Genomic DNA, 26,063 nt, shown 5'->3' on the forward strand with positions numbered 1-26,063 from the left:
GGACAGGTGAAACTTTTTGGACGTAACAATGATGAAGAGATCGAGGCTCCGCTCGAAAAGGGAGAAGGCAAAGGTCGCCCTACCCCAAAACGCAAAGAAGCGGAGGCAAAAAATCGCCGCCCCCTGATAGTAGACAAGAAAGAAGCCCGCAAGCGGCGCCGCGAGCAACGCGATAAGCTCTACAAGAAACAGCAAGCCGCCTTGGACGGCAAGGGAGATGAACGTTACCTTCCCTATAATGATCAAGGCCCGGTGCGCCGCTATATTCGGGATTTTGTAGATTCCCGCTTCGCTATCGGCGAGCTATTCATGCCGATAGTACTAGCCTTCCTAATCCTTTCGATCGCGTTTTCTCGTAACCAACAGTTGAACGCGATTTTGCTCTTTTCGATGTGGGCCTTGCTGCTATTGGCGATTATCGAAGCCGTGGTCACCACCATGATTATTAACCGGGCGCTCCTTGGAGTTACCGAGGGCGATAAACGGGTGAAGAAAGGAAACGGGCGTTATATTCTGATGCGCTTGGCAAGTCCGCGCAGAATGCGCCGGCCGCGCCCTTCTGGCCCGCGCGGGCCGCGTCCCGATATTAGTGAATACGCTGGCGATATTCGTGCCTATATGCGCTCTCGCGTCTAACGGGGTTTCCGCAACGGCAGAGCTGGCAGCTCGCTAGAAAGCTGTTTATTAAGCTTTCCCGCAAAACCGGGCCCCTGATAGATCATGGCGGTAAACGCCTCTAGTAAGTCAGCTCCCGCGTCCAGGAACTGACGAGCACTAGTCTCGTCCTCAATTCCACCGCACCCAATAATCAAGTAGTCATCACCTAGTTCCTGGCGCAGCAAGCGCACCACTTCCAGGGCACGTTCTTTTAAGGGGGATCCTGAGAGCCCGCCCTCGCCAAAATCGTGGTTAATAGTGGTATTCGTGGCGATCACGCCCGCCAGTCCCACTTCTTTAACGATTTGCGCGAGTTCTTTTAACTGATCATCTCCTAAATCGGGAGCCAGCTTTACCAGCACCGGAACTTCTCTAGCAGCGCTTTGCCTTCCCGCAGCAATTACTGCTTGCCCGATCTGCCGCAGCTGCTCGCTGGCCTGCAGGCTACGAAGTCCCGGCGTATTAGGAGAAGAAACATTGATTACTAGATAGTCCGCATATTTTGCCAGTAGCCGCGCACTGGTGCGGTAATCTTCGGCTGCATCAGCCAGATCGGTAGTCTTATTCTTCCCTAGATTTACCCCCAGAATTAGAGATCTGCCTGCCGCGCTACTTCTGAGCTTCTGCAGGCGATAAGCCATCTCCTGGGCGCCCTGATTATTGAAACCCATCCGGTTCCGCACTGCCCGCAGCGGTAATATCCTCCACAGGCGCGGCTTATCGTTTCCGGGTTGAGGACGCGGAGTTACCGTCCCTACCTCAACGAAGGCGAATCCGAATGCTCCGAACTGCAGCGGAGCTAAGGCATCTTTGTCCATTCCCGCTGCCAGACCCAAATATCCAGGAACGGGTCTGGCTAGGGATTTCAATCCCCGCTCATCGCCTACCCAACCGCCTTTCAAGGTTCCTACTGATCCGGAGAAAAATATCCTGATCAACCCGGTTAGACCGGGAAGCCGAGAGATGAGATACAGGGCTTTCATCGTGGCGTTATGACATTTTTCGGCATCGAAGCGCGAAATCAGGTGTTTGTACAAGAATCGATATAGCACGCCTTCAATTGTACTGAAAAGCCGACGCCGGTACTTACCAGCAGTCAGGCTAGTTGCTTGCAGCCTTTCAGTGCTTGACGATTTTTCGGCTAGTCCCACCATAGGCACCAACCGGGATGAGCCCACCGCGGATCGGCGCTATAGAGTTCATCGGGGGCACCAGCCTTCTCTAGAGCTAGTTTTTTCTGGTAGGTTTGCCAGATTTTTCGCTTCTGCTGGCAAGCCGGCTCGCTCGCTCCTTCGGCTGCAGATTCAACTACAAACATGGTGTCGACACTAACGCGTTCGTCCCAGCGAGAAGAGCCGATCACATATCCCGAAAGATAAACCCGGCCCGGATTAGCAATGCAGGCATTCAAAAAAGCTAGCAAAGTAGGGGCATCGTTTTGCCTATCGGCTAACGCGACTCGAGGAAGTGCTGATCGCAGCTTACTTGCGCCCTCGGCATCTAAACCGTGGAAACGCTGGTAGTCTCCGATTCCCTGCCCGGTAGCTAAATAGTTTTTTAGGATTTCTGGAATCTTGGTCTCAGCTAACCAACCGAGTGGGCCGTAGAGGCCGGACGGCCCATCGGGATCTTCATCCACCATGTCTAGGAGAATCTTGTCTCCGTCCTCTCCTAAGAATTCCGGGGTAGACAGGGCGAAAAAATCGGATCCTTGCAAGTGTTCCCCCAGAACCATTTTTTCGGATTTGGGGGTAGGTGACGAGGTGGTGGTCATGGTTACTCCTTGCTAGTTGGTTGCTGACAACCACTTTGGCGCGAACCTTAGTACGGATGTAAATACGAGATAACCAGACCAGGAAAACTTATCGTGCTGACAAAATGTGGAAATCTTTCTGACGGATTCAAGGCTCTAAACTAGTAGCGTGTTGATTCCGCTTGCAGATTTATCAGATCCTCGGATACGTGATTTTACCCAGTTGAAAGATGTGAACCTGCGCAAGAGTTTAGAAGCCAAACACGGCCTGTATTTAGCAGAAAGCTTCTCAGTGATTTCCCGGGCGCTTGCTGCCGGACATCGGCCTCGCTCTGTACTAACCAGTGAGCATTGGTTGGCTCGCTTGCAGAAGACCTTGGGCGATCGCGCTAGCGACATCCCTATTTTTGTGGCTGAAGATAAGCAGATAGTCCGCCTTACTGGCTTCAGTATGCATCGCGGTGCTATTGCCGCGATGGAGCGTCCAGCTCTACCGCAGCTGGGAACGGTATTGGAGCGGGCGCGAGCAGTGTTGATCTTGGAAGATCTGGTAGACCATACTAATGTCGGTGCCGCGATTCGCTCGGCCGCCGCAATGGGGTTTGATGCCATACTAACCAGTCCTCATTGCGCTGACCCGCTCTATAGGCGAGCAGTGAGGGTTTCCATGGGAACCGTGTTTTCGCTACCTTGGACCCGGATTGATCAATGGACCGATACTTCTGCCCTGAAACAACGCGGATTTACTATAGCGGGACTAGTGTTATCTGACCAGGCAATTTCCCTACCCGATTTTTGCGCTTCCTTGCAAGGCGAGGTCGCGCAAGGACTGAAACCGAAAGTAGCGTTAGTACTAGGCACGGAGGGGCCGGGCATGAGCGCGCCGGCGCTGAACCAGTGTGACCAGCTAGTGAAAATTCCGCTTAGTCATGGAGTAGATTCTTTGAATGTGGCCGCCGCGGGGGCAGTTGCTTGTTACGCAGTCAGCCAGGCATTAGCGGTAAAAACTGGATGCGCTTAAGCTCCCAGCAGCGCTTAAGAAACACAAAGGGCGTAGGTGAGATAGCCTCACCTACGCCCAATAGGGAAATAAAACCCAAGTGAAATAGTGTTTACTACCCGTCGCTGGTTTTACCGGCCTCCGCGGTCTCTTTCACTTCCTTTTCTACAAAGTCAGCTTCGGTAAGACCCGGATGGGGGTGAAAGTTAGTTTCCGAGTAGTTTTCTCCTTTTTGAAAAGGCGGATCCATCCGGCGTAGTGCCACCACGGATCCCACTAGGCCACCCCAGATAACCAAGATGGCGACCAGCATCATCAGTATTGCTTCCCCGGTCATAGCTAGTCTTCCTCCTTGTTCCAATCCACATTTTCTAAATCAAACGAAGGCGATATCTCGGCGCTCTTATGCCACTTCAAACGGGGCATTATCAGTGAGAACACCAAGAGAATCCCCAACATTCCCCAACCGAAAGTATTAGTCCACCAGCGCGGATAATCACCATAACCGTGGGAAATCAGATCTATCAGATTAGGTACCAGCATAAAGACCAATAGCACCGGGATTACGAACCCGATGAGTCCCTCCCACCATTTACCGGCTTTCACCGCGGAGGTAACGTTCAGGTGAATCCGCAGGGTTCTAAGCGAAGGAGTAATTACCGTGACGATCACGCAGAGCGAGAGCGCCGCCCCCACCACTCCGATGGTGTTGATGTAGTTATCAACCGTATCCAAGGCGGCGAGCCCGGTGGTAGTTCCAAAGAAGAACACCGAAACCACCGCCAGGACAACCCCAAGAATTAACGAGGCTCGTTTTGAGGTCCACCCAATCTTGTCTTGAAAAGCCCCAGCTACCACCTGTACTAGGGACACCATTGAGGTAATCCCGGCCAGCACTAGCGAGGCAAAGAAAAGCGCCCCAAAAATCCCGCCTCCAGGCATTTCGTTGATGATTTGCGGGAAAGTAATAAAGGACAGCGACACACCGGAAATATTTTCCAGTTTGTCTACTGAAGTTCCCTGTAGATGCGCCATATACCCCAAGGTGGCAAACACTCCAATCCCGGCCAGTACCTCAAAAGAGGAGTTAGCGAAACCGGCAACAAGACCGGTGCCGGTAAGGTTGGAGCGTTTCTTCAGGTAAGAGGCGTAGGTCATCATGATCCCGAAGCCTACTGACAGGGAGTAGAAAATTTGGGCAACTGCGGCAATCCACACTTTCCCATTCCACAGAGCGCTCCAATCGGGAGTAAAGAATTTATTCAAACCGTCGGTTGCCCCCGGTAAGGTTAGAGCCTTGATGACCATGGCTATAAACAGCACCACCAGCAGCGGAATACAGATTTTGGTTATCCATTCGATACCTCGGGAAACCCCAAGAGCTATCAGAATAATGGTGACTACCCAGACCAAAATCAAAGGCAAGGCAATGCCCCATACGGGGGTGATCGAAATAGAAGTAGTGTCTTGAGCCTGCAAAAACTTGTCTGAAAAGAATCCTGCCGGATCATTTCCCCAAGCGCGAGTAAAGGAAAACACGGTATAGCGCAGCGCCCAGGCAATAATTGCCGCATAGTAGACGACGATGAAGAAACATACACCGACCTGCCACCATCCTACTGCCTCGGTGCGCCGGTTAACCCTGGCTAGTGCCAGTGGCGGGGAACCGCGAAACTTGTGTCCGATGGCGTAATCCAGCATTAACATCGGCAGCCCGATAGCCACTAGGGCAATCAGATAGGGAACTATGAACGCACCGCCGCCATTTTGATAGGCAACACCGGGGAAACGCCAAATATTTCCCAACCCGATCGCAGAACCAATCGCCGCAATCAGGAATCCGTATTGTGTCCCCCATGACTGTCGGCTGGTCTTATTAGACGCAGTAGGCTGCGAAACCTTTTCAGACATCTCAACTCCTTATAGATGGGACAAAACAATTGTTAAATCGCAATTGCTTAGAGCCAAAGTAATCCCATCCGCCATCTTTCGGACGAAAACATTCACATCGTGAGACTATCTTTAGGTGCGATGCAACGATAAAATTATTTTTCTCCCGCTAACCGCGCAGGTCAACGGGAGAAAAACCGGAATATTATGCGATATTTAGGCAGTTACTGCGGCGTGACGCCTAGGGGGCTGCTCGCCTTGCCTCTCATCAGAACCTGTTTTCTTTTCCCAGGTGGGATCACTCGCCCCTAACTGTTCCAAACTCACGCTCTTGGCAGCACCCGCACTGGGAATCGTCATCACTGCCCCCTCGGAAGCAGGGGTAACCGTGCCGGAAGTGGCTGCTGCTCGAGCTTGCCCATTTCCGCCCGGCTTGTCCTGCTTGTTTACCTTTTTCGCGGTAGCTGTCCTTGCGGGAGCTTTGGCTGCCGGATCCTCACCTGCGGCCACGTCCTTTTTATCGCGCTCTTTAGGCACTTTCACCGCGTCCTGCTGGTTTGAAGGTTCTTTAGCTTCGCTTTCGCCTAGATTCTGAGAGTCGCCCTTGTTAGCTGGGGAAGCTGACTGTTCTTCCTTCTCCGAGAGCTCTATACCTGGTTGCTCCTGATGAGCCTTACTAGCAGCCGCCGCTACTTTAGCCATAGAGGCGCGGTTCTTCGAATCTGTCTTTGACCGTTTCTCGTCCTTGCGCTCGCGTTTCTGCCCTTGAGCACGCAGATTTTCATCGCTATTTGCCCCGTTTTCTACCGGGTGACTGTGCACAATAAACCCGCGGCCCTCACAATGCTCACAAGGAGTCGAAAAGGCTTCCACCAGTCCTTCTCCTACCCGTTTGCGGGTCATTTGCACCAACCCCAGGGAGGTAACTTCAGTAACCTGGTGACGAGTGCGATCTCGCCCCAGACATTCCACTAGGCGGCGCAGCACCAGATCCCGGTTAGATTCCAGCACCATATCCACAAAGTCGATAACTACGATTCCCCCAATATCGCGCAGTCGCAGCTGCCGCACGATTTCCTCAGCAGATTCTAAGTTATTGCGGGTAACGGTCTCCTCTAAAGTCCCCCCAGAACCAGTGTATTTACCGGTGTTAACGTCAATAACCGTCATTGCTTCAGTACGGTCAATAATCAGGTACCCCCCCGAAGGCAGCCAGACTTTACGATCCATACCCTTCGCGAGTTGCTCATCAACGCGGTGAGCCACGAAAATATCATCCGCGCCCACCCATTGCTCAACTCGATCCCGCAGATCAGGCGCGAACTCTTTCACATAGGAATCAACCTGCCCAAAGGTTTCCTTGCCCTGCACAATCAGTTTTTGGAAATCTTCATTGAAAACGTCGCGCACTACTCGCAAAGCTAGTTCAGGTTCCCCGTGCAGCAGGTAAGGAGCCGATTTTGAGGACGCCGCGTTCTTTTCGATTTTCTCCCACTGTTTTTGCAGACGCTGCACGTCTTGGCGGAGTTGCTCTTCAGTAGCCCCCTCAGCGGCCGTGCGGATAATTACCCCGAAATCTTTGGGGACAATCACCTTCAACAGCTTTTTTAAGCGGCGGCGTTCACCCTCGGGGAGTTTGCGGGAAATACCGGTCATCGATCCGCCCGGCACCAAAACCAAAAAACGACCCGGCAAGGTCACCTGGGAAGTAAGTCGCGCCCCCTTGTGCCCGATCGGATCCTTAGTTACCTGCACGGTAATCGAATCACCGGATTTCAAAGCCTCCTCGATCCGCCGGGGTCGGCCCTTCATTCCCGCAACGTCCCAATTGACTTCCCCGGCATAGAGCACCGCATTACGCCCGCGCCCTAAATCAACGAAGGCCGCCTCCATAGAGGGCAACACGTTTTGCACCTTGCCCCGGTAAACCGAGCCCACCATAGTGGTTTGAGTATGCCGGGAAACATAGTGTTCCACCAGCACGTTATCTTCAAGCACGGCTATTTGATTTAGTCCATCCTTCGAGCGGATCAGCATAGTGCGATCAACTGCTTCTCGCCGCGCCAAATACTCCGACTCGGTAATAACTTTGGGACGCCGCCCTTCTTTGCGTCCCTCCCGGCGCCGCTGTTTCTTGGCCTCTAAACGAGTGGAACCTTTAACCTGTTCGATCTGGTCACTAGCATCTGCTGTCCCGCGGCTACGACGCCGCCGGCGACGACGGCTGCTACCGTTATCTTCCTCGTCTGCGCCGCTGTGGGTGGTATTAGAGCTAGCCTTCTCCTCCCCCGCCTGCTTCGACTCGACCGGATCGGTGCGATTATCTTTGCCTTTATCGGCGGACGGGGTTTCACTTTCGGGATTGTCGCTCTTACGAGACTTTTTCGTCCCGCGCGCCTTTTTGTCAGCCTTTGAGTTGTTAGACTGAGCGTTTTTCTCCTCTTGGCTATCGGTCTTTTTCTTGCTGCGTCGTTTCGACTTAGCATCCTTTTCTATATCCGCTTCTTCTGAGACACTCGGCTCAAAAGTGGGAGCAGCCGCGAACATGGGAGCCCCAAAAGCCGGAGCCGCGGCAAGCTGAGCGGGAGCTGGCGGAGCGGACTCAATCTTCTTGGGGGCCGAAAAAGTAGGCCCGGAAAAAAGAGCAGCTCCACTATTTTGAAAAGATTCTGTTTCGTTATTATTGGGGTTTTTCACCACTGGTCTCACCTGGACGCGCTCGCATCAACGAATCCTCTTTATTACGCCGTCCTCTAGGACGGAAGCCCTTGTTTACGCGAGGATATTTACCCCACGCCAGAGAGTTTTCCTAGGAAAATAGTCCCTCTGGGGTGACTCCCATCGTGATGCGACGACAGAAATCAACCAAGATCATTATTCCATATTTCTTAATTCTGTCGTAAAACTGAGCCAATTCTTAGGGAATCCTGGGAAATGCTTAGCGACCGCCTGAAAAACAAGCTAATCTAAGTGACAACGTTGTCACTATGGACTTTGGTATCAGCAAGCTCCTATCGGGCAACGACTTCTAAACCGACTAGAAACGGAAAGGCGAGCAGAATGACTATTGCTTCAACAGCATTAGATGCCACTATGTTGGCGCGATGGCAGTTCGGTATTACTACCGTCTACCATTTCATCCTGGTTCCGTTCACCATCGGCATGTCCCTCCTAGTTGCCATTATGCAAACAAAATGGCACAAAACCGGTGAGGAATATTGGCTGAAGGCGACACGGTTCTTTGGGAAACTGTTCCTAATTAACTTTGCACTCGGTGTAGCTACCGGTATCGTGCAAGAATTCCAGTTCGGCATGAACTGGTCTGAGTACTCCCGCTTCGTGGGTGACATCTTCGGTGCGCCACTAGCGTGTGAGGCTCTTATCTCTTTCTTTATGGAGTCCACCTTCCTGGGATTGTGGATCTTCGGTTGGGGTCGACTATCAAAGAAAGCCCACCTCACCTGTGCCTGGCTAGTGTTCGTAGGGGTAAACACTTCTGCTCTGTGGATTATCGGGGCAAACTCCTGGATGCAGCACCCGGTAGGCGCAACCTTCGATCCGGAAACCGGTCGTGCACAGCTGGACGGCCTATCCGGATTCTTCCAGGTACTGCTTAACCCGGTACTATGGGCGGCCTACACTCACGTTCTGACTACCTCCTGGTTGCTGGTCGGTACCTTCGTTGCCGGCATTGCTATCTGGTGGATGGTTCGCTCGGCCAATGCCGGCGCTGAAACCGAGGCTCGTGATATTTGGCGTCCGATTGCTCGCTTCGGCATGGTCGTCATGATCGTTGGCGGGTTGTTAACTGCAGTCACCGGACACATTCAAGGCCAGCTCGTTGCCAAGGATCAGCCTGCAAAGATGGCTGCCGCCGAAGCGCTATGTGAGACTCCGAATGCCGGTGAGGGCGCGCCCTTTACCATTGCTGCTTTTGGGCCACTGGACGCCACTTGTAAGGACATCACCAAGATTGGTGAAGTTCCCGGAGTCTACTCCTTCATGGCTACCAATAGCTTTACCGGCAAGGTAGAGGGCCTGGACACCCTGAACCAGAAGTACGGATCCATGTTCTCCGAGATCCTCAGCCAGCGCGGATACGATATGCAGTCGCAGCCGGTTGACTTCAGTCCGAACATTATCTTCAGCTTCTGGAGCTTCCGTTTGATGATGCTATTCGGCATCTTCTCGGCGATCCTGGCAATCTGGGGTCTAATCGCCACCAAGGGCGGTAAGATTTCCAAGTCCACCGGATTGGGCAAGTTTGCTATCTGGTGTTTGCCGATGCCCTATCTAGCCACCACCTTCGGCTGGCTATTTACCGAATGGGGTCGTCAGCCCTTTATCGTGCATCCAGTCGATATGGAAATCGATGGATCCTCGGTATTTATGCTTACCGAACATGGGCTCTCGTTCGCAGTTCCCGCCTGGCAAGTACTGGTTACCCTGCTGGGCTTCACGCTTATCTACCTGGCACTAGGCATCGTCTGGTTCCTGTTGATTAAGCGTTACGTTAAGGAAGGTGTCCACGTCACTGCCAATGAAAAAGCAGTACATGGCGAGGACGCCGGTAAGAACCTCAGCTTCGCTTACTAAGTCAGATAGGAGATCAAAGAGATGACTATTCTTCAAGTTATTTGGTTCATCCTGATCGCCGTCCTGTGGACTGGCTATCTGGTATTGGAAGGGTTCGGTGTAGGCGCCGGTATGGTAATGCCGATGGTGGCCAAGACCGACCGGGAACGCACTCAGGTACAAAAGACCTTCGGCCCCGTTTGGGACGGTAACGAGGTTTGGTTGTTGACCGCCGGAGGCGCGACTTTCGCGGCCTTCCCGGAATGGTACGCCACCATGTTCTCTGGCATGTACCTAGCGCTGTTCCTGATTCTGTTCTGCTTAATCATCCGCATCTGCGCGATTGAGTGGCGCACCAAAGTATCCTCGGCTGCCTGGCGTGGCCGCTGGGATAGCTGGCAGTCTATCGTAGCCTGGCTAGTTCCGATTCTGTTCGGGGTGGCATTTGCCAACCTGGTACAGGGTATGAACATCGCGATTACCCAGTACAACACCCCCGGTGAAGCCATGGCAGGAGCTACTGACCTCAGCAAGCACGTACACAATTTCACTTCCCAGGGCGCTCCCCTAGGTAGCGTATTCCTCTCGCTGCTCACCCCCTACACCATTGCGGGTGGGGTAATGCTAGCGTTAGTCTTCGCCACTCAGGGCTTGGCTTTCTTGGCATTGCGCACTACCGGTGAAGTTCAGAATCGCGCTAAGAACTTGCTCGGAAAGTTTGCGATTGCAGACACCGTGCTAGTTGCAGTCGCCGCTTTGTGGGGACAGTTCCTATACGCCTCCCAGGTAATGGCTTGGATTCCGCTAATCATCGCGGCCTTGGCATTTGTCGCCACCGTTCTAATGGCGCTTCGTGGCTCCGAATGGGGTACTTTGCTCGCCCACTCCGTCGGGATCGCTGGAGCGGTAGCGTGGATCTTTACCGCGATGGCGCCCAATGCGATGAAGTCTTCCATTAAGCCGGAGTTCTCGCTGACTATTTGGGACGCTTCCTCCTCACAGTCAACTTTGGCGATCATGCTCGTGATTGCACTGGTAGTGGTACCTATCGTTTTGGGTTACACCTACTGGAGCTACACGCGGATGCCGCTGAAAGTGACCCTTGAGGATCTCGATGAAAACCCGGGCTTACCTTGGGACAAGATTCGTCAGGGTGCTTCTTTCCTCGCGGAAAGCTAGGCAAAACATCGGCACCTATCAGGTAACTCCCAACTAGGTGCCAGTAATAAAAACTAAATAAATAGTGTTGGCCTTGGCTGAATAGCCAAGGCCAACACTATTTTTATCTTCCGGGACTATTGCTCCCATAGAAGGTCTGGGGCAGAAAAAGTACTCGGGGGACCCCAGTGAGCCTTGCTTGCGCTCGGCTCAAGCCCCCTCTCGCATCTTTTTCTACCCCAGACCGCTTACCCTGGGTGCGGGGGCTAGGTTTTATCCGAGTGGGTGCGGTGGGCATAAGAATTCAGAAAACGTCGCTACGTTTTCTGAATTCTTGGGCGGGAGGAAAAACCTAGTCCCCGCGCCTTCGTGTTGAGTACTTTTTCTGCCCCAGTTCCAACCACGCACTATCGGCCTAGGGTTGCGCGTTTAGAGTTTTCAGGTTCGTGTGGGAAAATAGTCCCGATATTTGCACGGAGGACACTTGCTTTGAAACCACTTGATCCGAAACTGCTGAAATATGCCCGGTCGGCGCGTCTAGCTATCGCCATCACCGCAGTCACCGGCATTATCCAAGCAGGACTAGTTATCGCCCAATGCTTCCTGATTTCTGCATTAATTTCTCCGGTAATATCTTTACGCCAGTCCTGGGATCAGGTTGCTCACTTTGCTGTTTGGCTAGCGATTGTTTCCCTGGCACGGGTAGCACTCACCTATTTTCGCTCCAATCATCAACATAGAGCTGCTAAAAAAGCGATTCGCGAACTGCGATCCCAAGTACTTGCCCACTGCCTGAAACTGGGGCCGCGTTGGCTGGCACGTAAAGGTACCGACACGGTAACGCTAGCTACCCGCGGCCTAGAAAAACTGGGGCCATATTTTGTCGACTATATTCCGCAATTGATTTTGGCGGTTACGGTCACTCCCCTGGTTTTAGTGGTCATGGCGGTCATGGATTTTTGGTCAGCACTGGTGGCAATGATTACTATCCCTTTGATACCGGTGTTTATGGTGATTATCGGGCTGATGACGCAGACTGCTTCTGATCGCCGCCTGGCTACTATGCAACATTTAGGGCGGCAGCTCCTAGATCTGATTGCCGGCCTTGCCACTTTGAAGAGCCTGGGCAGGCACCGCGGGCCGGAAAAACAAATTTCTTCGATTGGGAAAACCTATACCCAAACTACGATGGCAACTCTACGCATCGCGTTCTTGTCAGGAGCAGTGCTGGAGTTTATTTCTATCCTGTCAGTAGCAATTGTGGCAGTTACCGTAGGTCTGCGGATGGTGGCTGGCGGTCTCGACCTCTACACTGGGCTGATTGCGATTATGCTGGCTCCCGAGGTGTACGCGCCGGTGCGGGAAGTCGGCAAATTCTTCCATGCCTCCGCCGATGGGCTCTCGGCTTCACAATCGGCTTTTGAAATTTTGGAAACTCCCCCGGCTACTGGGGGCGAGCAGCCGGCTCCTAACTTAAAAGAAACCACTATTACTATCAACGATCTGGGGATGCGGGCGCGGGGCGCTTGGGCACCCAATGCCGTGAACCTGGTAATTAAACCGGCTACGATCACCGCTTTAGTAGGTAAATCGGGGGAAGGCAAAACCACTACCGTAATGGCGCTATTAAAACAGCTCTCTAGCGACCGCGGAACCATTACCCTCACCGATGCTTCCGGTAAGACCGTTAATTTAGACGAGGTTTCCCCAGACTCCTGGTGGGAGCAAACTTCCTGGCTCCCCCAGATGCCGCTGCTATTACCAGGAACTCTTGCTCAAAATATTGCGGAGAGCCCCGCTCATCTGGCGGAGCTTTTCCCCGAGGGGACTCCCGGGGAGCAAGTGCGTAAAGCAGCACGTCTAGCCGGTTTTGAGGAGGTAGTATCCAAGCTACCGGAAGGCTGGAACACATTTTTACGGGCAGGCGGGGAAGGCCTTTCGGTAGGACAGCGTCAGCGCCTTGCTCTAGTGCGGGCGCTGCTCTCTACCAAGCAGCTAATCGCTCTGGATGAGCCTTCTGCCCACCTTGATGCCCATTTGGTAGCGCAAGTAGCACAAGTGGTTCAGCAGTTGAAAGATGCGGGGAAAACCGTAGTTTTAATTGCCCACCGTAAAGAGTTAGCACAGATAGCTGATCAGGTAGTGCGAATTTCTTCTGTTCCTTTCACTCCCGAAGAAACAGAAAAGTATAGAGATACTCAGCCGCAGGCAGCGCGTGCCAGTGAGGCGGAGATTCCTGAATTCTTAGGATCGACCCGGGGGTTGGAATAAATGAAGACTTGGTTTATTACTACCGAAGAACGCCAGGCTCTCAAACGGGCAATAAAACTACTGGAACTCAAACCGGGAACTTTGTTCCTCGCCTGTTTTTTGGGTGCAGCGGGACTGGGTGCCTCGATCGCCCTGGGCGCTACCGCCGCCTGGTTGATTGCGCGTGCCTCGCAGATGCCTCCCGTCCTCTACCTAGAGGTAGCAGTAGTATCGGTGCGTTTCTTTGGGATTTCTAAAGCAGTTTTCCGCTATTTAGAGCGTCTGGCCTCCCACCAGTTGGGGGTCTCGGGGATGACGACTTTGCGCACTAATCTATATAAGACTCTGTCACACTCTGACACTGCCCGGATCGCGAGTTTGCGGCGCGGAGATATTCTTGACCGGATGGGAACCGATGTTGATAATATCGGCGATTTCGTGGTCAAAAGCCTACTGCCTGCAATGGTAGCCACTATCGTGGGGATAATTACGGTAGTGGGGATTTCTCTAGTGGATTGGCGTGCCGGTCTGTTTCTGGCGTTAGGGCTGATGCTTTCGGGAGTGGTCGGACCGTTATTTACTATTCGTGCTACTCGGATTGCCCAGCGCCGGGAAACCGAAAGCCGCTCCAATATCTCCGAAGTGGCAATGACTATTGTTGATGGTGCCGCTCAAATCACGGTTGATGGGCAAACCGAGCAGGTACTTTCGGGATTATCCGAGCTTGAAGATCAGCTTTATGACGCTAAAGACGCTTCCGCAAAGCCAGCAGCTTGGGCGGCAGCTATAGATGTGTTTGGGATGCTCATGGCAGTGATCATGGCCGCCTATTTCGGGATTTTTGCGGTCAATCAGCAAGCGATTCCCGAAGTAATGTTGGCGGTGCTGGCGCTTACTCCCCTTTCTGCTTTCGAGGGAACCGCCCAGTTAGGACCGGCCGCTCAGCAGCTAGTTATCTCTGCAACTTCGGCGGTGAGAATCATGAATATGCTGCCGGCGGAAGCAGAAATAAAGGCAGAACAAGAGGAAGAAGAAAACGCTAATACCACCCACGATCCCAGTGCAGCCAACATTTTAGAGGCTAAGAATCTTGCTATCGGCTGGCCTGGCGGCCCGGTGGTGGCTACTGATATCAATCTCCGTTTGACTCCCGGGGATCACTTGGCAATTGTCGGCCAGTCGGGCATTGGGAAAACTACTTTGCTTTATACCCTGGCTGGCCTGCTAAAACCAGTTTCTGGCAGCGTAAAAATTGATGGGGTTGATGTTTTCTCGCTGCCACGTCTGCAAGCTGCCGCAAGTTTCGTGATCACTCCGGAAGATGCCCATATTTTCGAGACCACCATTTTGGAGAATCTGCGGGTAGCCAACGGGGAGCTTACTGCTGCCGACGGTGAAGAACTGTTGAAAGAAGCAGGTTTAGCCGAATGGCTTGCTTCTCTACCGGCGGGTATAGAAACCGAGTTAGGATCGGGAGCCACTACCATTTCAGGTGGAGAACGCCGCCGTATTCTCTTGGCTCGTGCTTTGGCAGCGAAAGCACCACTATTGGCGCTTGATGAGCCCGGAGAACACTTGGATCCCGAAACCGCTGATGCTCTGCTGCGAGATTTACTTACTGCTGGAAGTGAGGAACAAAAACGTGGAGTCATCCTGGTAACCCATCGTCTCACCCCGCTCGACCAAGCTGATCAGGTTTTTATTATGGATAAACCGCATGGCCGTCCGGATGAACCGGCTGCTTTCGTAGCCCAGGGAACTCATCAGGAGTTGTTGGAAAACCACCCCGGATATGCTTGGAGCCTACGTCAGGAGCATGTCGATGTCTTCTAAGCAGTCATCTTTCCCGATTCCCCGCTTAGAGCCGGAAGCGAGGGAGACGCTTTCGTCTTCACAACCAGATTCTTCTGCTGGAAAACACCTTGATCTAGCACATCACTCTCCCCTACCGGAAGATAGCACCCGTTTAATTTCATCCGTGCTGCAATTGATGGGCAACCTGGAGCAAGATAAAGTCTTGCAGTCTTTTGTAGACCAAGCTTGTGAAGTTACGTCCTCTCCCTATGGGGCATTGTCGATTCTGGGTTCTCGCGGTGAAACTAGTGCTTTCTATACCCATGGGGTCAGTGAACAGCAGCGAAAATCTCTTGGCGATCCTCCGGTAGGTCGCGGCATTATCGGGGATATTCCCCTGGATAACGGCATTATTTCCAATGATTTACACTCCAATCCCCATTTTACTGGTTACCCGCCCAAGCACCCGGAGATGACCAATTTTTTGGGAGTACCTCTGCGGATCCATGAACAGGTTTATGGACGCCTATATTTATGTAACCGTCCGGGCGGCTATAGCCAACAGGACTTAGCTTATGTGTCGGGATTAGCGATTTTGGCGGCGGTAGCGGTAGAGAATTCGCGTCTCTATGAAGTCTCGCGATCTCGCGAACGTTGGACCCGGGTTTCTCAGCAGCTCACCACGATCCTATTGGAGGGAACCGAGGAGGAGGACGCACTCCAGTTCATTGCGAAATCTGTCCGGGAAGTAGCGGAAGCCGATACCGCGTTATTGATACTGCCTTCAGTGGGAGATTCCTGGGTGTGCGAAATTGCGTCTGGATATGGCTCTGCAGACCTAATTGGGGTCACCTTTCCCCCGCATGGGCGTGCTCGCACGGTATTAGCAGAGGGTCAAGGTTTGATTGTCGATTCCTTGGCGCGAGCCACCACCCTACGGGTCAAGGAGTTATCTCGTTTTGGGGCAGCGCTATATGCTCCCCTCCTGGCGGGTTCCCATGCGATTGGCGTTTTGCTGCTGCTGCGGCTGCCGGATAAACCGGAGTTTGATCCGGCGGTATTAGAAATGGCGGAGCAGGTTGCAACGCAGGCAGCTCTAGCTTTGGAGATCGCAGGTGCCAAACACGCTGCCAATATTGCCACTTTGTTAGATGAACGCGCCAAGATTGGTGAAGACCTTCACGACCTGGCAATTCAACAGCTTTTTGCAACTGGGATGCAATTGGAACGCATCCGCGCAGACTTTGCCAGGGGAGCTGATCTGGATGCGTCGCGCGCTGAATCTTTGATGCAGGATGCTTTGGCTAGCGTTGACGACTCGGTTAAACAGATCCGCGCAATTGTCCACAACCTGAGAGAACCTGATGCGGCAGTTGATCTAGTGGAGCGGTTGCGCCGCGAAGCGTCCTTGGCGCGTCGCCTGTTGGGGTTCGCTCCCTCTTTTGTTTTAGATATTGATGGCGAGACTCTCTCTGCCTCTGATCCTTCTCATGAAGAAATCTTGATTTCAGAGGCCGACCAGCGAGTGGGACACGATATTTCTGATGACGTGGTGGCGGTGGTTCGCGAAACTTTGTCTAATACCGCCCGCCATGCGGGCGCATCCTCGGCGCAAGTAGTGGTGAGCATTAATGGTATGGGCACCAACGGTTCTGTACGAGTGGTGGTGACCGATGATGGACACGGCCTAGATCCGGCAGTTACCAGACGCTCTGGCCTTGATAACTTGAAAAGTCGTGCCCGCCGCCATAGGGGCATCTGTTTTACCCAGCCAGCATCTCCGCATGGCTTACAGGTAGTCTGGGAAGTGCCCCTAGGTTAGGCGCACTTCCCGCAAGCTGACTACTTCTAGAGCCCGACGGTTTTAGCGACTTCTGAGAGTTTTTCGGCGCTGCGGGTCAGCGCATCGCGTTCGTCGAGGGTGATGGGCGGATCGAGTACGCGCCCTACCCCGGAACGCCCCACCAGGGTGGGAGCGGCCATACATACTCCAGAAATCCCATTCCAGTTGTCCAGCAGTGACGATACCGTCAGTACCCGATCCTCATCGCGCATAACTGCCGAAATAATATTGGTGACTGCCAGACCGATAGCGAAGTTAGTTACCCCTTTACCATCGATAATCCGATAGGCCGATTCCACGACGTCTTTGGAGATCCGTTTACGCAACTTATCATCGAAGATTCCGCCGTTGATCGTGGCTCCCCAACGCGAAAGCGGAACGTTCCCAATCTCGGCGCTAGACCACAAAGGTACCTCGGAGTCACCATGTTCACCAGCGATATAGGCATGCACATTTTGCACTGCTACCCCGGTCTCTTGGGAGATCAGGTAACGCATCCGGGAAGTATCGAGCACCGTACCGGAGCCAAATACCTGGTGCGAGGGTAGTCCGCTCATCTTCAAGGCCATATAGGTGGCGATATCTACCGGGTTAGAAACCAGAATATAGATGGCATCGGGTGCCACGTTTAACACTTTCGGCAGGATCGAATTCATGATGTTGGCCATCGCCTGCACCATATCCAGGCGGGACTGCCCGGGTTTTTGCTGGGGACCTGCGGTAATCACGATGACATCGGAGTCGCGGAGCACTTCCACATCATCGGATCCGGAGATTGAAGCTGCGGGGGTAAATTGAATCCCGTGGGCAAGGTCTAGTGCCTCTGCCTCTACTTTGGCTTTATTAATATCAAAGAGCGCGATTTCGCGCGCCGCGCCCTTGATTTGGCAGGCGTAAGCCAGTGCGGTTCCCACGAATCCGGCACCTACAATCCCGACTTTCGAGCGGCGAGTAAGCATCGACGCGGGATAGAGGGAATTGGCACGTTCTTTGGACATTTTTTCTCCTTGGGGCGGATTAACTCTCACCTCTTATTTTATCTTCGATACTCCGCTGATGTCGCTGCATAACGTCCTGGCGGCGAGGTGATATTGGATTCATTTCTGTCGCCAGGCATTTCCTAGATAGTTTAGCTATTTCTTTTCTGCCAGGCGCTTTAGCGCTCCGATAACTGTCTGGTGATCAGTGGTTCGCCAAAACGCAGGCAGAGATTTCAGTAGATAGCCCGCATAGCGGGCAGTAGTTAGACGCTGATCGAGCACGGCAACCACGCCTTTATCGGTGCTAGTGCGAATTAGTCTGCCTGCTCCCTGCGCCAATAGTAAAGCCGCATGCGAGAGGGATACCTCTGCGAATCCGCTGCGCCCAGCGGCCTCAGCCGCCCGAGTGCGGGCAGAAATATAGGGGTCATTGGGGCGAGGGAAGGGGATGCGATCGATGAGGACGAGTCGGCATTTATCGCCGGGTAAATCTACCCCCTGCCACAGGGAAAGGGTACCGAACAGACAGGAATTTTTACTGGCAGCAAAGTCGGATATTAGCTGATTTATCGGCGCTTCCCCCTGCAGAAAAACCTGTAAATCACTTTCTTGGGCGAAATACTCCGCGGCTTGTTCGGCAGCTTTAAGGGAAGAAAAAAGCCCCAAAACCCCACCTCCGGCGGCTTCAGCTAGTTCTAGGGCTCTTTCCAGTGCGTCTTCGCTGATCCCGGAGCGCCCTGGTCGCGGCAGATCTGCCGCCACATATAGAATTCCTTGTTTGCGATAGTTAAAGGGACTGCCCAGGTCGCTTCCTTGCCAAACGTTCTGGTCTCGCAGCCCTAGACGCGCCGCGATTGCCTCGAAAGATCCCCCTAGTTGCATTGTGGCTGAGGTGAGCACACAGGAATGTCCCTTAAATAGGTGGGCATAAAGATCCCCGCCCACATCCAAAGGTCCGCTATAAAGGCGGCGACTTCCAGATTTTTCTTCCGCGATCCAGGCGGCCGATTTTTCCGGGTCAAAGGCGGCAATAATCTCGCAAGCATCTAAGGCTTCTTCAATCTGCGCGAGGACGATGCGCTGTTTTACTCGTTTCTCATCTTCGTCGGCACTGCTGGTTACTTCCGCGGAAATATCCGATAGCTCTATTTGCAGAGCGGTCATGCTAGTTTCTAGTTTCTTTGGTAATTCGTTTAGTTCGCCCTCGTCAAGTCTCTCTATGATTTTCTCAAAATCGTGTGCCCCCTGTTCCAGAGCAGTTACTGGCAGCTGGAAGTGTTTACTGACTCCGCGCGCGACTTTTTCTATGGTGCTAGCCGCGAGGCTTACGCAGGCTTGGGAGCGGGCGCGGGAGGGAAGCTCATGGGCTTCATCTACGATCAAGAGGTCAAACTCTGGCAATAGCTCCGCGCTGGTCAGCGCCTCTATGGACAGTAATGCATGGTTGGTGATGATGATATCAGCGTCTTGGGCTTTCAGGCGGGCATCGCGGGGGAAACAGTCCGTATAGAAACGGCAGGTTTTCCCTTGGCATTGATTCGGGGAAATCGAGGCTTGCTGCCAGGCTGCTAAAGACACTCCCCGTTCCAGTTCATCACGGTCACCGCTGTCGGTTTCTTCTGCCCATTCGCGCAACCGCTGCAGCTGTTTACCGATATTGCTGGGTGAATATTCTGCGGCCTCATAACTGGGAAACAGTCCTTCGATTTCCTCGGGAGCCGCTAATTTCCAGCGACAAATATAGTTTGACCAGCCCTTTAATACCGCAACTGTAGGGGGAGGATATCCGAGTTCGCGGCAAGCCCCCACGACGGTGGGGATATCACAGGTAAGCAACTGCCGCTGCAAAGCCAGGGTGGCAGTGGAGATCACTACCCTATCCCCGTGTTCGATTGCCCGTTGGAAGGCAGCCGCCAAATAGGCGAGAGATTTTCCGGTACCGGTTCCTGCCCCTACCAATTGGCTGCCGGGCAGAGAAAACGAGCGGGCAACCAGGTTACACATCTGTACCTGTTCTGCCCGTTCACTGCCACCAATCTGGTTAATACAAGTGCTGAGGATTCGCCGCGCCGCCTGGGCATCTTTACCGCCGCCACCTTTGCCTCTATCGGCGGTGGCTACTAGCGGGGAGGCACCGGGACTATCCATCTAATTCGCCGCCTCTAGGATGGCTTGGGCGAGGGCGGGACCGGCGCGACCTACCACGTGAGTACCGTTTTCTAAGTATTCCACTTTGTCTACGATACCTTCCTCGTGTAGCCTGGCCACCAGCGCTGATTGGTCATAGGGGATCACATAATCGATAGGTTTTTCCGGAGATGGTAACGCGTTAGCGATTGCTTCGCGCAACTGGGCAATTCCCTGCCCGGTGCGAGTAGATAGCGGGATTCCCCCACCAATCGCGGATTGTAGTGCGCGCAGGTGCAGGGCGTCTACCAGGTCGGCTTTATTGAGGACGATAATCTCGGGGATCTGGGAAACTTGAGGTAGATCCGCTAACACTTCATGTACGGTTTCTACCTGTTGGACGGGATTGTGGTGACTGGCATCTACCACATGCACAATCAAATCGGCGTATTCGACTTCTTCCAGAGTGGAGCGGAAGGCCTCTACCAGTTCATGTGGGAGCTCATCGATGAAACCTACGGTGTCGGACAAAGTGTAGGCACGACCATCGGGCGTTTCTGCTTGTCGCACCGTGGGATCCAGGGTGGCAAATAGCGCATCTTGCACCATTACATCCGCATCTACCAGTACGTTTAGCAGGGAAGATTTCCCGGCGTTAGTGTATCCCACGATCACTACCGAGGCCAGGGAGCTACTGAGGCGCCCTTCTCGTTTAGTGTCTCGGGATTTTTTCATCTGTTTGATTTCACGGCGCAGTTTCGCGATTCGTTTAGTGATTCGGCGCCGGTCGGTTTCCAGTTTGGTTTCGCCCGGGCCGCGTGCGCCGATACCCGCACCCCCGGATACGCGCCCGCCAGCTTGGCGCGACATTGACTGTCCCCAGCCACGAAGGCGCGGCAGTAAATATTGCAGCTGCGCCAGTTCCACTTGGGCTTTACCTTCCCGGGAGGAGGCGTGTTGGGCGAAAATATCCAGGATTACCGCGGTACGGTCAATTACTTTCACTTTGACTTGGTCTTCTAGTCCTCGTCGCTGCGAGGGCTGTAACTGCGCATTTACGATCACAGTGTCGGCTTCGAGCGCTGCTACCTGTTCGGCTAACTCTTTGGCTTTCCCGCGCCCTACGAAAGTTGCGGCATCGGGGGCGCTGCGTCGCTGCAGAGCCGCGCCTACCAGTTCGGCGCCTGCGGTTTGGGCAAGCGCCGCCAGTTCTGCTAGGGAATGTTGAGCCTTACGACGATCGGAATCATAAATACCTACCAGAAATACTTTTTCGAGCTGTACTCGGCGATATTCGACTTCCGAAATATCTAGGTCTGAGGCTTGGTTGCGTTGAAATTCTTCGCGTAGCTGCCGGGAGAAATCTCCGCCGTGGGAGCTTTGTTTCGTCAGGGCGGTACTCGCCCAATCCAGCAGCTCTAAGCCCTCTTGGGGAGTGTTTGCGTCTGCATAGTAAGAACGAGAGGGATCTTCCAGGGAATTCTCGAGGGCGGATCCGAGGTCGGAATCAGTTTCACTCCGGTTCAAACTCCGGTTACGCACGCGGCGCACCAGATCGTAGGCTCTATCTAGCTCTTGTTTACTGACTTCCGTTTCCGCAGGTATTTGCGCCGCCTCCCTCGCTGTTCTTGGCTTATCTCATTTTCGCATGACCCCGCGTTAGCTGCAAAAAGACGCGCGGTAAGTGCGGGTGAATGGTATCTTGCAGACTACTGGGATGAGCAGGTTAGATGCAGATCACAGCCTGGGAAATTTGTTTCCTTCGCGCGATTAGGTATTCTTTAACAGGTCTAGGGCCTATAGCTCAGTTGGCTAGAGCGCCACGTTTACACCGTGGATGTCGGGGGTTCGAGTCCCTCTGGGCCCACCACGTAGGCATAATTCCGCCAGGGATTACTAACACTCGTTACGACTTATCTCCATCACATTTTCTTAGGTTGGCAATCATATATCTTCCAGATCGGGCTTAGAAGTCTGGGGTGGGAAAAGATGCGAGAGGGGGCTTGAGCCGAGCGCAGCAAGGCTCACCGGGGTCCCCCGAGCGCTTTTCCCGCCTCAGACCCTAGGATGTTAGTGAGGATAATGAAACTGTGTGCGTAGTCCCTGCAGGTATTACTATCACTGTATGTATTACAGGCTGATACCGTTATTTTCTTCGCTGCTACTTACCGGGTTAATCGGCGGATTGTGGTGGTTTGCCTGGGAGTCCACCGCTCCTGCTCCCACTTGGATGCTAGCTAGCGTACTAGTTATCGCTTTCTTGTTTGCAGCTATCGGGATTGTTTTTGCGAGTAAAACAACCGCTTCGATGGGTGCGAAAATTACTTACCTGACCGGGATGATATTTTTCCTTGCGGGATTCGCGTCCTTTTATGTATTTTCCCAGCCTACCACGATAAACATTTTTGGGTTTATAGCGGTTCTGGCAGGTTTAATAGTCGCGAATCTAGCCGCGGGTTACCTTTGCCGGGATGGTTCTCGGCAAAAGTAAATAATTCGCTGTTTAACGGCCGCGGGAGACTATTTGGGTGCCCGCCCACTGGGGGGAAACCACGTCAGAGGTGGTGGGATTCATACCCACCGTTTTCGCGGCCTCTTCGATTAGACGCGGATCAACCGCGCCGGGATCGGAGGCAATCGGGCTGAGCACCCAGATCAATCCTCCCTCATCCATATTACCCATCGCGTCCATGAGCGCATCGGAGAGATCATCAACGCCGCCATCGTCATCGCGCCACCAGATCAGGGCACCATCGGTCATAGCGGTGAAATCTTCATCTTGGAGATCGTCGTCTATCTGATCCATTATGGCTTGGCGAAGATCTTCGTCGACGTCCTCGTCCCAACCAAATTCCTGAATGACTTGTTCTTCTTTAAACCCCATCTCCGATACGGATAGGGAACTTTCGTGCCTTTCGCGTGTGGTTTCCACGCTCTCTAAGTTACATGATTAAAGCGTAAGGGGGAAACACGGACGCCAACATATAGAAAACTGCCCTCTCTTTTAGCAAAGTTTAGTAGTTTTTAGCCTCTTGCGCCCTCGCCCTGTCCCCTGCGCTCGGCTCGAAGGTTTAGCGATCCTGGGAAACTCAGTTGCGCCGGAGCTTGAGGCCTTGAGTAACTGCTGGGAACCCTAGTCTCTAAGGGTTCTTTGCGAGCCGGTTGGCTCCAGTAGCCAAAGCGCGAAAAATAGTTAACAATTGGCAAGTATGGTCTTTTCTGTTGGAGGAGCAACTAAACCTATGAGTGAAAATAAGGCATCCCTGGACTCTGTACACCAGTTAGCTAGCGCCCTGCCAGATCCAGATCCCCAGGAAACCCGGGAATGGCTGGATTCCTTGGATGATCTGATTAAAGAACGCGGTTCGGAGCGTACTCGCGATATCTTGTTGCGGATGCTTTCTCAAGCAGGCGAACAAAACGTGGCGGTGCCTGCCAATTTAAATACGCCTTTCACCAACACGATTAAGCCGCATGATGAACCGACTTTCCCCGGGGATGAACGCATCGAGCGGGACTATCGCCGTTGGATGCGCTGGAATGCCGCAGTGCAGGTTACCCGCGCACAACGTCAAGGGGTGCATGTTGGGGGGCACATTTCCTCCTATGCCTCTATCTCTACTCTTTACGAGGTGGGCTTTAACCATTTCTTCCGCGGCAAGTCTCATCCGAGCGGCGGGGATCACGTGTTTTTCCAAGGGCACGCCTCCCCCGGTATTTACGCTCGCGCATTTTTAGAGGGGCGGCTTTCTGAGGAGGATATGGATGGTTTCCGTCAAGAACTATCTCAAGCCCCTCACGGTTTGCCTTCTTACCCGCATCCGCGACACCTACCCGAGTTTTGGGAATACCCCACCGTGTCTATGGGGCTGGGGCCAGCCGAGGCGATTACCCAGGCCTGGTTTGATACCTATTTGACTAACCGGGGAATCAAGGACTGTTCTGACCAGCACACTTGGGCTTTCCTAGGTGATGGGGAAATGGATGAACCCGAATCGCGGGGAATGTTGCAGCTGGCGGGACAGCAAAAGCTCGACAACCTCACGTTTGTCGTGAACTGTAACTTGCAGCGTCTGGATGGCCCAGTACGCGGTAACGGACAGATTATTCAGGAACTAGAGTCTTTCTTCCGAGGCGCCGGCTGGAACGTTATCAAAGTAATTTGGGGTCGCGGCTGGGATCGCTTGTTAGCCAAGGATCATGACCATGCTCTACTGAAAGTGATGACCGAATGCCTGGATGGTGACTACCAGACTTTCAAAGCTAATGATGGCGCTTATGTGCGTAAACACTTCTTTGGACGGGATCCGCGCACCGCAAAAATGGTAGAGGACTGGACCGACGAAGAGATTTGGGATTTGCGGCGGGGCGGACATGATTACCGCAAGGTTTACGCCGCCTATCATGCAGCCATGGCGCATAAGGGACAGCCGACTGTTATCTTGGCGCACACCATTAAGGGATATGTGCTGGGTGAAACTTTCGCGGGACGCAACTCCACGCACCAGATGAAGAAGCTGACCTTGAAAGATTTGAAGGCGCTACGCGACCGGCTACATATTCCGATTACTGATGAACAGCTGGAGAAAGATCCGCAGCTGCCTCCCTATTACCGCCCCTCGGAGGATCATCCATCCTTGCAATATATGTTTGAACGGCGGGAAAAGTTAGGGGGATTTTTACCTTCGCGTCCTAAAGAACGCAACCAGATGCGGATTTCTTTACCCGACGATTCCGTGTATGACGTCCTCAAAGGAGGTTCCGGCAAGCAGAAAGTTGCCACCACCATGGCGCTGGTGCGTCTAATGAAAGAGTTTTTAAAGGATGAAGAGTTTGGCAAGCGGATTGTGCCGATTGTGCCGGATGAGGCGCGGACTTTCGGGATGGACTCAATGTTCCCCTCCGCGAAAATCTATAACACTCTGGGCATGAATTACACGGCAGTCGATGAAGATTTGATGCTGCATTATTCCGAGGGTAAAGATGGCCAGATTCTGCACCCCGGGATTAATGAGGCGGGAGCAGCTGCCGCTTTCCAGGTGGCCGGCACTTCCTATATGTCTAATGGGGCACCCACTATCCCGTTCTACCTGTTCTATTCGATGTTTGGTTTCCAGAGGACGGGTGACCAGTTCTGGGCGGCCGGAGACCAGTTGGCACGAGGTTTCGTGATTGGCGGAACCGCGGGACGTACTACTTTGACTGGGGAGGGTCTGCAACACGCTGACGGTCACTCCCCGATTATTGCCGCCACTAACCCGGCGTTCGTACAGTACGATCCGGCCTATGCTTACGAGTTGCGCCATATTATTCGTGACGGTTTGCAGCGGATGTATGGGGATGGCTCCGATGGACGCGACCAGAACGTCATGTACTATTTGACGGTTTACAATGAGGCGATTCAACAGCCCGCAGAACCTGAAGGAGTCGACGTTGAGGGGATTTTGCGCGGCATGTATGCCTTGACCGGCCACTATGAAAATGGCGGGCCGAAGGTAGAACTGCTAGCTTCAGGGATTTCGGTTCCTTGGGCGCTGCAGGCGCAAAAGCTTTTGATGCAGGATTGGGGGGTGGACGCGGCTGTCTGGTCGGTGACCAGTTGGCATGAGCTGCGCCGGGACGGTATGGAGAGCGATCGTCATAATCTGCTTCATGCGGATGAAGAATATCGCTTGCCCTATGTTACTCAGCGGCTCCGTAACGCCACTGGACCGGTGATTGCGACTTCGGATTATGACCATCTGGTTCCCGATATGATTCGGGGCTGGGTGCCGGGACGCTACAAGGTGCTGGGCGCTTCCGATTTCGGGTATTCCGATACCCGTGCCGCCGCACGCCGCCACTTCTTGATTGATGCAGAGTCCCTGGTGGTTCAGGCTTTGGAGGCTTTGAATGAGGACGGGATTCTTCCAGATCGCTCGGTGGTAACTCAGGCCTTAAATCACTATGACCTGCTAAATCCGAACGCCGGTTCTTCTGGCGAACAGTAAAGTCTGACACTAATAGCATCAGGGGGGCGCCCATTTCCCAATGGGC

The 26,063-nt window shown here is 53.3% G+C and carries 18 protein-coding genes and 1 tRNA gene; 10 read left to right on the top strand and 9 right to left on the bottom strand.

What is annotated here, in order from left to right; all coding sequences use genetic code 11:
• The first annotated feature begins 6 nt into the window (after positions 1–6).
• Positions 7–636 (top strand): DUF3043 domain-containing protein, encoded by a 630-nt coding sequence (locus E6072_RS02500; protein ID WP_316693493.1) that lies wholly within the window; start codon positions 7–9, stop codon positions 634–636.
• Here the strand turns inward: E6072_RS02500 and E6072_RS02505 are convergent.
• Positions 633–1,709 (bottom strand): quinone-dependent dihydroorotate dehydrogenase, encoded by a 1,077-nt coding sequence (locus E6072_RS02505; protein ID WP_316693495.1) that lies wholly within the window; start codon positions 1,707–1,709, stop codon positions 633–635. The two genes, E6072_RS02500 and E6072_RS02505, sit on opposite strands and share 4 nt — an antisense overlap.
• 89 nt (positions 1,710–1,798) lie before the next feature.
• A complete protein-coding gene (locus E6072_RS02510; protein ID WP_316693496.1) occupies positions 1,799–2,431 on the bottom strand; it encodes a hypothetical protein in 633 nt (210 codons plus the stop codon).
• Between the two features lie 148 nt (positions 2,432–2,579).
• Between E6072_RS02510 and E6072_RS02515 the strand changes: the two genes are divergently transcribed.
• The gene (locus E6072_RS02515; protein WP_316693499.1) at positions 2,580–3,431 is read left to right on the top strand and encodes an RNA methyltransferase; all 852 of its coding nucleotides are present in this window, start codon (positions 2,580–2,582) and stop codon (positions 3,429–3,431) included.
• Positions 3,432–3,525: 94 nt separating this feature from the next.
• Here E6072_RS02515 and E6072_RS02520 read toward each other — a convergent pair whose 3' ends face one another.
• The 3 genes from E6072_RS02520 to E6072_RS02530 all read right to left on the bottom strand — a co-directional run bounded on the left by E6072_RS02520 (position 3,526) and on the right by E6072_RS02530 (position 7,847).
• Positions 3,526–3,747, bottom strand: a complete 222-nt coding sequence (locus tag E6072_RS02520; RefSeq protein ID WP_316693501.1) for a methionine/alanine import family NSS transporter small subunit — start codon at positions 3,745–3,747, stop codon at positions 3,526–3,528.
• A 2-nt stretch (positions 3,748–3,749) separates the two neighbouring features.
• Positions 3,750–5,321 (bottom strand): sodium-dependent transporter, encoded by a 1,572-nt coding sequence (locus E6072_RS02525; RefSeq protein ID WP_316693503.1) that lies wholly within the window; start codon positions 5,319–5,321, stop codon positions 3,750–3,752.
• Positions 5,322–5,516: 195 nt separating this feature from the next.
• Complete coding sequence (locus E6072_RS02530) at positions 5,517–7,847, bottom strand: Rne/Rng family ribonuclease (RefSeq protein WP_316693659.1); 2,331 nt, start codon at positions 7,845–7,847, stop codon at positions 5,517–5,519.
• Positions 7,848–8,360: 513 nt separating this feature from the next.
• On the opposite strand from E6072_RS02530, the gene E6072_RS02535 reads away from it, so the two are divergent.
• From E6072_RS02535 to E6072_RS02555, 5 genes are all read left to right on the top strand, one after another.
• Positions 8,361–9,896 carry a cytochrome ubiquinol oxidase subunit I gene (locus tag E6072_RS02535; RefSeq protein ID WP_316693504.1) on the top strand — a complete coding sequence of 512 codons (1,536 nt, stop codon included), beginning with the start codon at positions 8,361–8,363 and terminating at the stop codon, positions 9,894–9,896.
• Between the two features lie 21 nt (positions 9,897–9,917).
• On the top strand, positions 9,918–11,054 hold the full coding sequence (cydB, locus tag E6072_RS02540; RefSeq protein WP_316693505.1) for a cytochrome d ubiquinol oxidase subunit II: 1,137 nt from the start codon (positions 9,918–9,920) through the stop codon (positions 11,052–11,054).
• A gap of 468 nt (positions 11,055–11,522) precedes the next feature.
• Complete coding sequence (gene cydD, locus E6072_RS02545) at positions 11,523–13,304, top strand: thiol reductant ABC exporter subunit CydD (protein ID WP_316693506.1); 1,782 nt, start codon at positions 11,523–11,525, stop codon at positions 13,302–13,304.
• A complete protein-coding gene (cydC, locus tag E6072_RS02550) occupies positions 13,305–15,116 on the top strand; it encodes a thiol reductant ABC exporter subunit CydC (RefSeq protein WP_316693507.1) in 1,812 nt (603 codons plus the stop codon).
• Entirely contained in the window at positions 15,106–16,899 is a 1,794-nt protein-coding gene (locus E6072_RS02555) for a GAF domain-containing protein (protein ID WP_316693509.1), read from the top strand. The genes cydC and E6072_RS02555 overlap by 11 nt, the downstream gene beginning before the upstream one ends.
• Before the next feature lie 26 nt (positions 16,900–16,925).
• Here E6072_RS02555 and E6072_RS02560 read toward each other — a convergent pair whose 3' ends face one another.
• The 3 genes from E6072_RS02560 to hflX all read right to left on the bottom strand — a co-directional run bounded on the left by E6072_RS02560 (position 16,926) and on the right by hflX (position 21,569).
• Positions 16,926–17,918 carry an L-lactate dehydrogenase gene (locus tag E6072_RS02560; RefSeq protein ID WP_316076693.1) on the bottom strand — a complete coding sequence of 331 codons (993 nt, stop codon included), beginning with the start codon at positions 17,916–17,918 and terminating at the stop codon, positions 16,926–16,928.
• A gap of 135 nt (positions 17,919–18,053) precedes the next feature.
• Positions 18,054–20,048 (bottom strand): ATP-dependent DNA helicase, encoded by a 1,995-nt coding sequence (locus tag E6072_RS02565; protein ID WP_316693512.1) that lies wholly within the window; start codon positions 20,046–20,048, stop codon positions 18,054–18,056.
• Positions 20,049–21,569 (bottom strand): GTPase HflX, encoded by a 1,521-nt coding sequence (gene hflX, locus E6072_RS02570; RefSeq protein WP_316693515.1) that lies wholly within the window; start codon positions 21,567–21,569, stop codon positions 20,049–20,051.
• 251 nt (positions 21,570–21,820) lie between these two features.
• Between hflX and E6072_RS02575 the strand changes: the two genes are divergently transcribed.
• Together E6072_RS02575 and E6072_RS02580 are read left to right on the top strand one after the other, a co-directional pair.
• Positions 21,821–21,897 (top strand) — tRNA-Val (locus tag E6072_RS02575).
• A 255-nt stretch (positions 21,898–22,152) separates the two neighbouring features.
• Positions 22,153–22,518, top strand: a complete 366-nt coding sequence (locus E6072_RS02580) for a hypothetical protein (protein WP_316693517.1) — start codon at positions 22,153–22,155, stop codon at positions 22,516–22,518.
• A 12-nt stretch (positions 22,519–22,530) separates the two neighbouring features.
• On the opposite strand, the gene E6072_RS02585 is transcribed toward E6072_RS02580, so the two are convergent.
• Positions 22,531–22,959 (bottom strand): DUF3052 family protein, encoded by a 429-nt coding sequence (locus E6072_RS02585; RefSeq protein WP_307737606.1) that lies wholly within the window; start codon positions 22,957–22,959, stop codon positions 22,531–22,533.
• Positions 22,960–23,269: 310 nt separating this feature from the next.
• Between E6072_RS02585 and aceE the strand changes: the two genes are divergently transcribed.
• The gene (gene aceE, locus E6072_RS02590; RefSeq protein ID WP_316693520.1) at positions 23,270–26,017 is read left to right on the top strand and encodes a pyruvate dehydrogenase (acetyl-transferring), homodimeric type; all 2,748 of its coding nucleotides are present in this window, start codon (positions 23,270–23,272) and stop codon (positions 26,015–26,017) included.
• Positions 26,018–26,063: the final 46 nt, after the last annotated feature.

It is taken from the genome of Varibaculum cambriense (assembly GCF_032557235.1).
GTDB lineage: Bacteria > Actinomycetota > Actinomycetes > Actinomycetales > Actinomycetaceae > Varibaculum > Varibaculum cambriense_C.